Source organism: Tsukamurella sp. USMM236 (assembly GCF_037148755.1).
In the GTDB taxonomy this organism is placed as follows: Bacteria; Actinomycetota; Actinomycetes; order Mycobacteriales; family Mycobacteriaceae; genus Tsukamurella.
The window spans coordinates 398,093-410,059 of record NZ_JBBCSS010000003.1 but is presented as its reverse complement, the minus strand read 5'-3'; the positions used below and the strand labels follow the sequence as shown (position 1 = coordinate 410,059).

At 72.3% G+C, this 11,967-nt stretch carries 12 protein-coding genes; 6 read left to right on the top strand and 6 right to left on the bottom strand.

The window, feature by feature from the left end; translation table 11 throughout:
• Position 1: 1 nt before the first annotated feature.
• Entirely contained in the window at positions 2-451 is a 450-nt protein-coding gene (locus WFK95_RS13070) for a hypothetical protein (RefSeq protein ID WP_224645245.1), read from the bottom strand.
• A gap of 71 nt (positions 452-522) precedes the next feature.
• Here WFK95_RS13070 and WFK95_RS13065 point away from each other — a divergent pair, with 71 nt between their 5' ends.
• From WFK95_RS13065 to mnhG, 6 genes are read left to right on the top strand one after another with little or no spacing between them, the layout of a single operon-like run.
• The gene (locus tag WFK95_RS13065; RefSeq protein WP_336670967.1) at positions 523-3,420 is read left to right on the top strand and encodes a Na+/H+ antiporter subunit A; all 2,898 of its coding nucleotides are present in this window, start codon (positions 523-525) and stop codon (positions 3,418-3,420) included.
• A complete protein-coding gene (locus WFK95_RS13060; RefSeq protein ID WP_224645247.1) occupies positions 3,417-4,007 on the top strand; it encodes a Na(+)/H(+) antiporter subunit C in 591 nt (196 codons plus the stop codon). Before WFK95_RS13065 ends, WFK95_RS13060 begins: the two co-directional genes overlap by 4 nt.
• An 11-nt stretch (positions 4,008-4,018) precedes the next feature.
• Positions 4,019-5,674, top strand: coding sequence for a Na+/H+ antiporter subunit D (locus tag WFK95_RS13055; protein ID WP_224645387.1), 1,656 nt, complete (start codon positions 4,019-4,021; stop codon positions 5,672-5,674).
• Complete coding sequence (locus tag WFK95_RS13050; RefSeq protein WP_224645248.1) at positions 5,667-6,365, top strand: Na+/H+ antiporter subunit E; 699 nt, start codon at positions 5,667-5,669, stop codon at positions 6,363-6,365. Before WFK95_RS13055 ends, WFK95_RS13050 begins: the two co-directional genes overlap by 8 nt.
• On the top strand, positions 6,362-6,685 hold the full coding sequence (locus WFK95_RS13045) for a monovalent cation/H+ antiporter complex subunit F (RefSeq protein WP_224645249.1): 324 nt from the start codon (positions 6,362-6,364) through the stop codon (positions 6,683-6,685). Before WFK95_RS13050 ends, WFK95_RS13045 begins: the two co-directional genes overlap by 4 nt.
• Positions 6,682-7,014 carry a monovalent cation/H(+) antiporter subunit G gene (mnhG, locus tag WFK95_RS13040; RefSeq protein ID WP_068522911.1) on the top strand — a complete coding sequence of 111 codons (333 nt, stop codon included), beginning with the start codon at positions 6,682-6,684 and terminating at the stop codon, positions 7,012-7,014. Before WFK95_RS13045 ends, mnhG begins: the two co-directional genes overlap by 4 nt.
• Before the next feature lie 16 nt (positions 7,015-7,030).
• On the opposite strand, the gene WFK95_RS13035 is transcribed toward mnhG, so the two are convergent.
• Genes WFK95_RS13035 through WFK95_RS13015 form a run of 5 tightly spaced genes read right to left on the bottom strand, consistent with a single transcriptional unit; the run spans position 7,031 to position 11,955 of the window.
• Positions 7,031-8,035: a pyridoxal-phosphate dependent enzyme gene (locus tag WFK95_RS13035; RefSeq protein WP_224645250.1), complete on the bottom strand. Its 1,005-nt coding sequence runs from the start codon at positions 8,033-8,035 to the stop codon at positions 7,031-7,033.
• Complete coding sequence (locus WFK95_RS13030) at positions 8,032-8,952, bottom strand: GHMP family kinase ATP-binding protein (protein ID WP_224645251.1); 921 nt, start codon at positions 8,950-8,952, stop codon at positions 8,032-8,034. The genes WFK95_RS13035 and WFK95_RS13030 overlap by 4 nt, the downstream gene beginning before the upstream one ends.
• On the bottom strand, positions 8,949-10,154 hold the full coding sequence (locus WFK95_RS13025) for an MFS transporter (RefSeq protein ID WP_224645252.1): 1,206 nt from the start codon (positions 10,152-10,154) through the stop codon (positions 8,949-8,951). The genes WFK95_RS13030 and WFK95_RS13025 overlap by 4 nt, the downstream gene beginning before the upstream one ends.
• A complete protein-coding gene (locus WFK95_RS13020; protein ID WP_224645253.1) occupies positions 10,151-10,957 on the bottom strand; it encodes a Rossmann-like domain-containing protein in 807 nt (268 codons plus the stop codon). The genes WFK95_RS13025 and WFK95_RS13020 overlap by 4 nt, the downstream gene beginning before the upstream one ends.
• Positions 10,954-11,955 (bottom strand): ABC transporter substrate-binding protein, encoded by a 1,002-nt coding sequence (locus tag WFK95_RS13015; RefSeq protein ID WP_224645254.1) that lies wholly within the window; start codon positions 11,953-11,955, stop codon positions 10,954-10,956. Before WFK95_RS13015 ends, WFK95_RS13020 begins: the two co-directional genes overlap by 4 nt.
• Positions 11,956-11,967 lie beyond the last annotated feature (12 nt).

The window sequence follows — 11,967 nt, the reverse complement described above, 5'->3', positions numbered from 1 at the left end:
CCTAGGCCTTGCTGACCGAGTAGAAGACGGCGTTGGGGACGGCGCCGGCCTGGACCGAGCTGACGGTGACGACGTAGCCCTTGCCCGAGAACTGCGCGGACCGGGTGGCGTTGTCGGGCGTGCCGGCACCGGCGCCGAGTGCCAGGTAGCCCGCGTCGGTGAGCTTGCGCGTCGCGGCGTCATAGCCACCGTCGCCGGCCTGTACCGTCACGTTGTAGACGGTGACGCCGCCCTGCGAGCGCTCCCCGGCGTCGATGAGATTGCCGTCGACGATCGGCACCTCGGCCTTCGGGAAGGACGCGGGCAGGGTGACGGTGGCGGCGGGCGTGTCCTTGGTCTCGTCCCCGCAGCCCGCGGCCCCGAGGAGCAGCGCCGCCGCGGTCAGCGCGCCGAAGACGCCCCGCGCGACCCGCGCGATCGAAGTGGTCGGACGATCCGTCGACTGGTCCATGCAGCTCCCGACATGCCTACCGGTAGAATTCCAAAAGAACGACACCCCGCTCACAAAAGGACGGAGTGCCCTTGCTTGTCATCCTTGTCTGTTTGTCACTGGCGACCTTAGCCGCACCCATCGTGGTCGGTCGCTTCGGCGCGCGCGGATTCCTGGCGCTCGCCCTGGCGCCCGCCGCGGCCCTGGTCTGGATCGTCACCGTCTGGCCCGTCTCCGGCGAGCCCGACCGCACGGAGTCCCTGCAGTGGGTCCCGGCACTGAACATGAACGTCGACCTGCGGCTCACGCCGCTCGCCGCGGTCATGTCGGTCCTCGTGCTCGGTATCGGCGCGGTCATCCTCGTCTACTGCGCGGGCTACTTCACGGGCGTCACCAACACTCGCAAGCTGCCCACCTTCGCGGCCGAACTGGTCGCCTTCATGGCCGTGATGTTCGGCCTCGTGGTCAGCGACAACATGCTGGTCATGTACGTCTTCTGGGAGCTCACCTCGGTGCTGAGCTTCCTCCTCGTCGGCTACTACGCCGAGCGCGCCACCAGCCGCCGCGCCGCGACGCAGGCGCTGCTCGTGACCACGCTCGGCGGCCTCGCGATGCTGGTCGGCATCATCGAACTGGGCGAGCACTACGGCACGTACCTGTTCTCCGAGGTCATCGCCCGCGCCGTCGGCGACCCGTCGACGATCTCCATCGGCGTCGAGGTGGGCGTCGTGCTCATCCTCATCGGCGCGATCAGCAAGTCGGCGATCGTGCCCTTCCACTTCTGGCTCCCCGGCGCCATGGCCGCGCCGACGCCCGTCTCCGGTTACCTGCACGCCGCCGCCATGGTGAAGGCCGGCGTCTTCCTCGTCGCGCTGCTCGCTCCCGCCTTCGCGCACCTCACGTCGTGGCGGGTCATCGTGCTGGGCCTCGGCATCCTCACGATGATCCTGGCCGGCTGGCGCGCCCTGCGGGAGTTCGACCTCAAGCTGATCCTGGCCTTCGGCACGGTCAGCCAGCTCGGCATGCTCATGGTGCTCGTCGGCACCGGCGAGCGGAACGTCGCGCTCGCGGGCATGACGATGCTCACCGCGCACGCCCTGTTCAAGGCGACGCTGTTCATGGTGGTCGGCATCATCGACCACGCCACCGGCACGCGCGACATCCGGCGCCTGGCCCGGCTCGGCGACCGCCAGAAGGTGCTCGCGGTGATCGCCGCGCTGGCCGCCGCGTCGATGGCCGGCATCCCGCCGCTGTACGGCTTCGTCGGCAAGGAGGCGGCGCTCGAGACGATGCTGCACGCCTCGCTGCCGTCGCCGCTCCCGCTCATCCTGCTGGTGGGCATGTGCGCCGGCTCCGCGCTGACGGTGGCCTACAGCATCCGCTTCCTGTGGGGCGCCTTCGGCCGCAAAGGCCAGGCCAAGCCCACCAGTGCCGTCGAGAACATGCACGCGATCAGCCCGCTCTTCCTGGCCGGCCCCGCGCTGCTCGCCGTCCTCAGCCTGATCGACGGGATCTTCTCGCCCTGGCTCGACCACGTGCTGGCCGAGTACCCGGACCGGTCCTTCCCGCCCGCCGAGGACCCGTACCACCTCGCGCTGTGGCACGGCTTCACGCTGCCGCTGCTGCTGACCGTGCTGATCATCGCGACGGGCATCGTCATCGTGCAGCCGCACAGCCCGTTCTCGCGGCTGCGCCAGCGCAACAGCGTCCTGCTCGGCAACGCGGACCGGCTCTACGACGCCACGCTCCGCGGCGCCGACGTGCTGTCGCTGCGCATGACGCAGAGCACGCAGCGCGGTTCGCTGCCGCTCACCCAGGGCACGATCCTGCTGACGCTGGTGCTGCTGCCACTCGTGGCCCTGGCCTTCGGCACCCGCGCGCGACCCGACATGCGGATCGAGGCCTCGCCGCTGTTCCTGGCGATCTCGCTGCTCATGTGCGCCGCCGCGCTCACCGCGGTGCTGCTGCGGAACCGCCTGGCGACGGTGCTCGTCGTCGGCGTCACCGGCTACGGCACGGGCGTGATCTTCGCGATCTACGGCGCCCCCGACCTGGCGCTCACGCAGTTCCTGGTCGAGACGTTGACCCTGGTGATCTTCGTGCTGGTGCTGCGCAAGCTGCCCGCGGAGGCGCCGATCACCGGCAGCCGTCCGTCGCGGGTGGCGCGCGCGCTGCTCGGCGTCGCCGTGGCGGCGATGGTGGTCGTGGTGGCGATCGCGGCGCGCGCCGCGCGAGTGGCCGCCCCCGTCGCGGACCGGCTGCCGGAGCAGGCCTACAAGTTCGGCTACGGCCACAACACGGTCAACGTGATCCTGGTCGACATCCGCGCCTGGGACACCTTCGGCGAGATCTCGGTACTGCTGGTGGCGGCGACGGGCGTCGCCTCGCTGGTCTTCCGCAACCGCCGCTTCGGCTCGGCGCCCCGTGTCAGCGCGGAGGCCGCCGCCGCGGCCGCCGCCGCTCCCGGCACCACCTGGCTGCGGGGCAGCGCCCTCCGCGACCCGCGGCACCGCTCGCTGGTCCTGGAGATCACCTCCCGCATGGCCTTCCCCACGATCATGGTGGTCTCGGTCTACTTCTTCTTCGCGGGCCACAACGCGCCCGGCGGCGGCTTCGCCGGCGGCCTCACGGCCGGACTCGCGCTGGTGCTGCGCTACCTCGCGGGCGGCCGGTACGAGATCGGCGAGGCCCTCCCGCTCGACGCGGGCCGGATCCTCGGCACGGGCCTGCTGCTCGCGGCGGGCGGCACCATCGTCTCGCTGCTCGCGGGCGCGCCGGCCATGTCGTCGGTCGCCTTCGAGTTCACCCTGCCGGTCTTCGGTGACGTCAAGGTGGTGACTGCGCTGATCTTCGACGCCGGCGTGTACCTCATCGTCGTGGGCCTGGTGCTCGACGTCCTGCGCAGCCTGGGAGCACGACTCGACCTGGAGGGATCCCCCGCCGACATGACCTCGCCCCTGCCCGTCCAGACGGGGGGTGGCGCGCGATGATCGTCGACATCGGTCTCTTCGCCGTGATCGCCGTCATGGTCGCCACCGGCGTGTACCTGCTCCTGGACCGCAGCCTCACCCGCATGCTGATGGGCATCATCCTGTTCGGCAACGCGGTGAACCTGCTGATCCTCGCGCTGTCCTCCCCGCCCGGGAACCCGCCCATCGTCGGGTACTTCTCGGAGGGACGCCTGACGGACGCGGATCCGTTGGCGCAGGCGATGATCCTCACCGCCATCGTCATCACGATGGGCATGGCGGCGTTCATCCTCGCGCTGGCCTACCGCTCCTTCACCATCAACACCGACGACGAGGTCGACGACGACCCCGAGGACACGAAGGTCCTCGAGCGCGACGTCGACGTCGCGGCCGACGATCCCGACTACGACGCCTCCGACGATCCGATCACCGGCGCACCGTCGGCCCTGGGCGACGCGTACGGCCCCGACGGCGAGCTGCTCTCCGCCGAGGAGCTCAAGCGGGCCCGCGTCGACGTCGTCGACACCGGGGCGCTGCCGCTGCCCGCCGTGCCGCGCGAGAAGCAACTCCCGCCGGGCGAGAAGAGCGAGCAGGAGGGCGAGCGATGACCGAATCGATGATGCTCGCCCTCATCCCGCTGCCCACGGTGCTGCCGATCGTGGCGGCCGCGATCACCATGGTGATGGGCCGGCACCCGCGGCTGCAGCGCCTGATCTCGCTGATCTCCCTCGTGGCGATCGTCGCGGTCGCGGCGCTGATGCTCTACTACACCGACCGGCACGGCACCGTCGCGCTGCACGTCGGCGGCTGGGGCGACCGCGACGGCAAGGGCGGGCCGCTGGGCATCACCCTCGTCGCCGACCAGCTCGCGGCACTCATGGTGCTGGTCTCCGCGATCGTGCTGCTGGGCGTCCTCGTGTACTCGGTGGGACAGGGTATCCGCGACGGCGACGAGCACCAGCCCGTCTCGATCTTCTACCCCACATACCTGATCCTCGCGGCGGGCGTGTGCAACGCCTTCCTGGCGGGCGACCTGTTCAACTTGTTCGTCTCCTTCGAGATGCTGCTCGCGGCATCGTTCGTGCTCCTGACGGTCGGCGGCAGCGCCGACCGGATCCGGGCGGGCGTCTCGTACGTGATGGTCTCGATGGTCTCGTCGGTGGTCTTCCTGCTCGGCATCGGCTACGCCTACTTCGCGACGGGCACGCTCAACCTCGCGGACATGGCGATCCGGCTGCAGGACCTACCGTCGGGCACGCGGACCACGCTGTTCGCCGTGCTGCTCGTGGCCTTCGGGATCAAGGCGGCGGTCTTCCCGCTCTCGACCTGGCTGCCCGACTCCTATCCGACGGCGCCCGCCCCGGTCACCGCGGTCTTCGCCGGCTTGCTCACCAAAGTCGGTGTGTACGCGATCATCCGCGCGCACACGCTGCTCTTCCCGGGCGGCTCGCTCGACGACGTGCTGATGATCGCCGGCCTGCTCACCATGATCGTGGGTATCCTCGGCGCGATCGCCCAGACCGACATCAAGCGCCTGCTCTCGTTCACGCTGGTCAGCCACATCGGCTACATGATCTTCGGCATCGGTCTCTCCACGCCACTGGGCCTGAGCTCGACGATCTACTACGTGGTGCACCACATCCTCGTGCAGACGACGCTGTTCCTCGTGGTGGGCCTCATCGAGCGGCAGGCGGGCGCGGCCTCGCTGCGCCGCCTCGGCGGGCTCGCCGCGGCCAGCCCGGTGCTCGCGATCCTGTTCTTCCTGCCGGCCCTGAACCTCGGTGGCATCCCGCCGTTCTCGGGCTTCGTCGGCAAGGTGGGCCTCCTCGAGGCCGGCGTGCGACAGGGCTCGGTGCTGGCGTGGGTGCTGGTCGCGGGCAGCGTGATCACCAGCCTGCTCACCCTGTACGCGGTGATCCGGGTGTGGACCAAGGCCTTCTGGCGCCCCCGCTCGGACGCTCCCGAGGGAGAACTGGCGGTCGCGCACCCGGAGGCCCTGCTCGACGACGCCGACGTCATCGAGTTCGCCGACCGCGAGGACCCGGGCCGCATGCCGATGAGCATGGTCGCGCCCACCGCCGGCCTGCTCGGCGTGGGCCTGATCCTCGCGATCTTCGCGGGCCCGATGTTCGACGTCACGGACCGCGCCGCGGACCAGCTCATCGGCCGGGCGGACTACATCGAGGCCGTGCTCGGCCCCGAGGCCCTGGAGAAGCTCAAGACGCCCGACGGTGCGCCCGTCACCGTCGGGCCACAGGGAGGCGCGCATGGCTAGGCGACTCGTGACGAGGGTCCTGCCGGACCTGCGCGACGGCCGCGCCGTCGGCGTCAAGGTGGCGCAGCTGATCTGGCTCGACGCGGTGTGGGTGATGCTGTGGGGCAGCGTGACCTGGGGCAACATCGCCGGCGGCCTGCTGGTGGGCCTCGCGATCCTGCTGCTGCTCCCCCTACCGCCGGTCCCGGTCGAGGGCCGCGTGCACGTCGGCTCGCTGCTCAAGCTGATCGGCGTCTTCCTCGTGGAGATGTTCCGCTCGTCGATCGAGGTGGCCTGGCTGGCGATCCGGCCCGGCGGGATGCCGCTGAGCGCGGTGCTCCGCGCCAAGGTCTCGATCAAGTCCGACCTGGTGCTCACGCTGCTGGTCGACATGATGAACCTGATCCCCGGCACGATGGTGCTGGAGATCGACACCAAGCGGCGGCTGCTCTACGTGCACGTGGTCGACGTGAGCAGCGAGAAGGCGGTGCGGCAGTTCTACCGCAGCACAGCGCGTCTCGAGCGGCTGTTCATCAACGCCTTCGAGCGCGACAACGAGTGGCACGCCAGCCCGATGCACGGCATCGACGACGACGATTTCCACCACGTCACGCCCGGCGCCCGCGGCCTGGCGGGCGACGCCCGCCGCATGGCCGCGCCGGAGATCGCCTACCGCAAGGCACAGAGCACCGAGGGAGAGGAGAAGTCGTGACCGTCGTCTTCGTCATCACCGGCGTGATCCTCATGACCGCCGCCTTCCTCACGGCCTACCGCCTGCTGCGCGGCCCGAACACCCTCGACCGCGTCGTCGCGGTGGACGCGCTCGTCGCGATCGCCGTCGGCGGGCTCGCCGTGTGGGCGGCGTACAGCCGCAACTCATCGGTGATCCCCGGGATCGTGGCGCTCTCGCTCGTCGGCTTCGTCGGCTCGGTCTCGGTGGTCCGGTTCCGGGTGCCCGACGATGCCGGGACGGCCCCGTCGCCGCCGGACGAGACGCCGGACATCGCGCCGCGGAACGGGGGCCTGCGATGATCGTCGACGTCGTCTCCTCGATCCTGTTCCTCACCGGCGCCGTCTTCGCCGTGACCGCCGCGATCGGCATCATCCGCTTCCCGGACACGCTGACCCGCATGCACGCGGCGACGAAGCCGCAGACCCTGGGCATGCTCCTGCTGCTGGCCGGCGCGATCGTCCGGATGACCGACTCGGTCGACGTGTGGATGCTGGTGCTGGCCGGGCTGTTCACGATGATCACCGCGCCCGCGGTCGCGCACCGGGTGGGCCGGGTGGCCTACCAGGAGCAGCGGCTGCGCGACAGCACCATCGACCCGGACCAGATGGAGACGGGCAGCCGCGACTAGCGGCTCCTCCGGGCCGTCAGGCTCCGGACCGCCCGGACCAGCGCATTCGCGACCACGGCAGCGCGATCTCCGCCGGGTCGTCGACGAGCCGCGGCCCCACCGGTTCCGCCGTGTCGACGTGGTCGGCCAGCGCGCGCAGGTAGCGGTGCCCCGTGTCGGGCAGCACCTGGACGGTGGCGTCGACCGACGTGCCGTGTTGCCGTTCGTAGCCGGCCGCCACCTGCCCGGCGCCGGAGGACAGGCCGGCGAAGAGCGCCGCCTCACGGAGCAGCCGGTGGGTGCCGGCGCGGGCGACCTCGAACGACACCCAGTGGATCACGTCGTAGAGCCCGTGCCGCACGTTGTCGAACGGGATCGACGAGCCGATGCCGGCGATGAGCATGGCGGGATCCTCCACGTGCTCGGCGCCGAAGGTGACGCTGCCGAAGGGCTGCACGCCGACCAGCTCCACCGCCAGGCCCGCCTCCTCGAAGCCGAGTCGCAGTGCGCCGCTGGACACCCCCGAGCCGACGGGCGCGACGAGCCGCACCGCCGCGACTCCCTCGGCCGCCAGCTCCGCCGCCACGCCGCGGGCGATGTCGCGGTAGCCGAGGTAGTGCACCGGGTCGTGGTACTGCCGCATCCAGTGCAGCGACGGGTCCTGCGCGAGCAGTTCGGTGATGCGCCGGACGCGGCGGTCCTGGTCGAGTTTGAGCGACGCCGACGGCGGCATCTGTTCGAGTTCGACTCCCAGGGCGAGGAGTTGGACCCGTAGGCCCTCGTCGATCGTGGTCGATCCGACGATGCGGCAGCGCACGCCCGCCTCGTGGCAGGCCAGGGCCAGGGCGTAGGCGTAGATGCCCGACGACGAGTCGATGACGGTGCCGCCCGGCCGGACCCGCCCCGCGTCGAGGGCGGCGCGGAGCGCGGCCCGCGCCGAGGCGACCTTCATCGATTCGAACCGCAGGAGGTACCGGTCGTCCGTGGCGCGGAGCAGGGCGGGGCGGCTCAGCGCCTCGGCGATGTGGCCGTCGATCCTCATGCGGCGCCGCCGATCACGATCGGGGCGTCGGACACGCGGAAGCCGACGGCGCGCACACGGGCGCACGCCCGCCGCAGGCGCTCCCGCGGGTGCTCGCGCTCGAACAGCAGCCCGGCCACGTTCCCGGAGTGGGCCACCTGCACGCCGAGCGCTCCGCCGCGCTCGGCCGCCGCGATGAGGCGATCGAGACCGGGCTTGTGGTGCCGACTCTGGTTGAGCAGCGCGCTGCGGGTCGCGACCGCGCCGACCCCCGCCGCGTCGCCGGCGGCGACCGCGCGACGCAGCAGACCGCGCAGCTCCTCGTACTCCGCCACGTCGCCGGATCCCGTCGGGGGCAGTGCCAGCGTGTCGACGGGACCGCCGAGCACGCATCGCACCAGCAGCATTCCCGGCAGCGTCGCCCCGAGGTCCTCGATGACGTGGCCGTGGCGGTGGGCGAACAGGATCGGGCGGTCGGCCCACAGCGGGTCCGAGGCCCCCTCGGCGGCGACGGCGAGGCGGGCGACGGTGTCGGCGTCGAGCTCGACGTCCGCGCAGTCGGCGACCGCCCGGACCGCGGCGAGGACGTCGGCGGTCGAGGAGCCCAGCCCCAGGCCCACGGCCGTCGTCCGCGCGATGCGGAGCTCGCCGCCGGTGCAGCCGAGCGCGCCGCGCTCCCGCAGGTGGGCCAGCGTCGCCACGGCGGCGCGCCGTGCCTTGTCGAGATCGCGCTCGCCGCCGGTGGTCCGCGCCCGTACCGCGCCGGAGGCGTCCGGGGCGAAGACCGCCACGGATCCGACGGTGCCGATCGGCACCGTCACCAGGCCCGGGCACTCGCCCTCAACCGGGCAGCGGAACCGGCCCTGGAGGAACTCGCCGTGGTGGCCACTGCTGCTGCCCACCCCGCGACCGCGGGAGGTGTTGCGCGGTGCGCTCATCCGATGCGCTCCTCCGCGCGGGCCCCGCGCAGCGCGCGCCGGGCGAAGAAGGCCGAGAGCGCGGTGGCGCCGCCGAGGACGAGGCCGACGCCGGTCCAGCCGGCGAGCGCGAGGGCCCCGCCGGCGAGGGAGGCGCCCGCGAAGACGCCGACGCTCTGCGCCGCCCCGTTGAGCGAGAGGACGGTGCCGCGCACCGGTCCCGCCCCGCGGACCAGCGTGGTGGTCACGGCGGCGGCGATGACGGCGTGCGAGGCCGAGACAAGGGCCACCATCGGCCAGGCGACGGCGACGTGCGGCGCGGTGTAGAGCGCCACCATCGCGACGGAGGCGACGAGGATCGCCGCGAGCACCGTGCCGAGCAAGCGGTCGGCACCGCGGTCCTGCATCACCCTGCCGCCCAGGAAGTTCCCGAGGAAGAAGGCCAGCCCGGAGGTGGCCCACACCAGGGAGAACCAGCCCGTCCCGATGCCGAAGCGCTGGCCGAAGGCGGCGGCGATGTACGCGAGGGAACCCATGAACGCGAGCGTGCGCAACAGGGAGACCGCCAGGGTGTCGAGGGCGCCGGGGATCGCCCGCACGGTGCGGAAGGCCTGGAGGTAGCTCACGGAGGTGTTCCCGCCGCGCGGATCGCGGCGGCGGGCGATGAGCGCCGCAACCACGAGCAGCACCACGGCGGTCGCGGCCATGTCGGCGCGCCAGCCCCACAGCACGGCGGGCAGGGCCAGGACCGGGGCCGCGAGGACCGCGGTCAGCGTCATGGTCGACGAGACGAGGGTCGCGGCCCGCGCGGAGGCCGCCGGGCTGTCGAACCGGTCGGCGGCCATGGCCGACACCGCGGGGTTGAGCACGGCGGTGCCCGCGCCGATCAACAGGCAGAAGGCGATCCACGCGACGGTGCTGCCCTGCAGCGCGAGCCCGCACCCCAGCGCGAGCACGAGCAGGGCCAGCGCGGCCACCGACGAGCGCGAGAGCCGGTCCAGCAGCGGCGCGGCCGCGACGCCGACCAGGAGGGCGGCGACCCCGCCGAGGCCGCGCAGGCCGCCGATGAGGTCGACGCCCGCGTTCGCGTCCGCGGCGATGGCGACGAGGAAGTTCGCCATGACGGTGAACGGGACGAGGCCCAGCGCGGCGGCGGCGAGCATCGGCCAGATCGCGCGGACCAGCACCCGGTCCGGCACGGGGCGGTCCCCGGGTGCGCTCATGCCCGGCCCCGGTACAGGTACATGGGCGAGGCGTCGGCGGAGAACTGCGAGAACGGGAAGTGCTCCGCGGAGAGCGCGCTCAGGCCCGCCCCGAGGAAGGCGCGGGCGACGGCCGACCCGCTCTGCGCGTACACGGCGAGCGGCACGTCGCGCTCCCGGCAGGTCGCGAGGATCTCGTCGAAGCTGCCGTTGCCCAGGGTCATCCCGGTCGCGAGCACCGCGTCGGCCTCGGCGAGCACCGCACGATGATCGTCCGCGACGGGGTCGCCCCAGTGGGTGCGCTGCAGGTTCCGGTCCGCGAGCAGGGGCTCGCCGCCGCGCTCGCGGATGGCGGCCACCAGGGGGTTCACCACGCCGATCAGCGCGACCCGAGCGCCCGGGGCGACCGACAGGAGTTCCGCCACCGCGGCGTCGCGGGCGATCGCGCGGACGTCGGGGGTGCCGGTGGGCAGCGTCCGGAGCTCGGCGCGGGGGTCCTCGCGGTGCGGCGCCGCGGCGCCGAGCGCGGCGTCGGCCGCGGCGATCCGCAGGGGCTGCGCGGCGTGCTCGAGCAGGGCGGCGACCGGCTCGCCGGACAGGTCCGCGATATCGGGGTCGAGCTCGCCCTCCTCGAAGGCACACGCACCGAAGGAATCCCCGACGCGGACGAGAACGTACCGGTTGCGGTAACGCTGCTCGCTCCCGGCGAGGCGGGTGCCGTGCGCGACGAAGAAGACGCTGCGGGCCACCTCGTCCTGCGCGACCTCGCGGGCGAGGTCGAGGACGTCGGCGACGGAGCCGGGGGCGGTGTCGGGTGCGATCATCGGGCGGCTCCGCTCTGCTCCAGGTAGTCGGCGAGCACCGCCGCGGCGTCGAGGTTGCGCGGTCCGGCCACCAGCTCGGCGTAGTCCACCACGCGGATCCGGTTCTCGCGCACCGCCGGCGAGTCCTTGATGGGCGACGACTGTCGCAGGTAGTCGATCTTCTGCTGCGCGGGCTGCTTGTCGTAGTCGACGATGACGATCACCTCGGGCTGCGCCTGCACTACGGACTCCCATCCGACGGAGGTCCACCGGCCGTCCACGTCGTGCGTCACGGAGCGGCCGCCCGCGAGGGAGACCACCTGGTCGGCCGCGGCGCGGCGACCGGCGGTGTAGGGCTCCGCGGTCCCGGAGTCGTAGACGAACACCGACGGCTTCACCGTCTTGCGGTCGGCGCGCTCCTGCAGCGCGCGCTCGCGGGCCCGCAGGTCATCGACCAGCTTCGTGGCGCGGTCCGGGACGCGGAAGATCGCGCCCAGGTTGGTGAGGTCGGTGTACGTGTCCGCCAACGGATTCACCTCCCGCACGGCGGGCTTGTCGCCGTAGTTGTAGCAGGTCTCCTCCTGCATGTAACTGTCGATCCGCAGCTTGCCCAGCGACTCCGGGGTGACGCCGCGGGCGGGGCTGAAACCCGCCTGCCAGCCCGCGAACACCCAGTCCGCCTTGGCGGCGACGAGCGGCTCCTGGGTCAGCACGCCGTCGCTGAGGATCGGGACCTTGGCGTACTCGTCGCGGTACGGCGACTTCGCGATCACGCCGTGCACCGTCTTCGGCAGGACGATGCCCTTGATGCGGTCGGTGAGGCCGAGCGCGAACATCTTCTCGATCGCCGAGACGTCGTACGGCACCGCGGCGGTGGGCGACCGGTACTGCTGGTGCACACCGCAGTTGGTGACATCGACGAGGTCGGTCGTGGTTTCGGCGGGGCGCGCACCGCAGGCGGTGCCGGCGAGCAGGGTGCTCGCCGCGAGGGCCGCGGCGAGCAGGGGACGGGGGTGCATCGGTCGATCCTT

Coding starts and splice junctions, on each gene's coding strand:
- WFK95_RS13015 (WP_224645254.1), bottom strand. CDS start 11,955: ATGCACCCCCGTCCCCTGCTCGCCGCGGCCCTCGCGGCGAGCACCCTG.
- WFK95_RS13055 (WP_224645387.1), top strand. CDS start 4,019: ATGCTCGCCCTCATCCCGCTGCCCACGGTGCTGCCGATCGTGGCGGCC.
- WFK95_RS13030 (WP_224645251.1), bottom strand. CDS start 8,952: ATGAGCGCACCGCGCAACACCTCCCGCGGTCGCGGGGTGGGCAGCAGC.
- mnhG (WP_068522911.1), top strand. CDS start 6,682: ATGATCGTCGACGTCGTCTCCTCGATCCTGTTCCTCACCGGCGCCGTC.
- WFK95_RS13035 (WP_224645250.1), bottom strand. CDS start 8,035: ATGAGGATCGACGGCCACATCGCCGAGGCGCTGAGCCGCCCCGCCCTG.
- WFK95_RS13025 (WP_224645252.1), bottom strand. CDS start 10,154: ATGAGCGCACCCGGGGACCGCCCCGTGCCGGACCGGGTGCTGGTCCGC.
- WFK95_RS13060 (WP_224645247.1), top strand. CDS start 3,417: ATGATCGTCGACATCGGTCTCTTCGCCGTGATCGCCGTCATGGTCGCC.
- WFK95_RS13070 (WP_224645245.1), bottom strand. CDS start 451: ATGGACCAGTCGACGGATCGTCCGACCACTTCGATCGCGCGGGTCGCG.
- WFK95_RS13050 (WP_224645248.1), top strand. CDS start 5,667: ATGGCTAGGCGACTCGTGACGAGGGTCCTGCCGGACCTGCGCGACGGC.
- WFK95_RS13020 (WP_224645253.1), bottom strand. CDS start 10,957: ATGATCGCACCCGACACCGCCCCCGGCTCCGTCGCCGACGTCCTCGAC.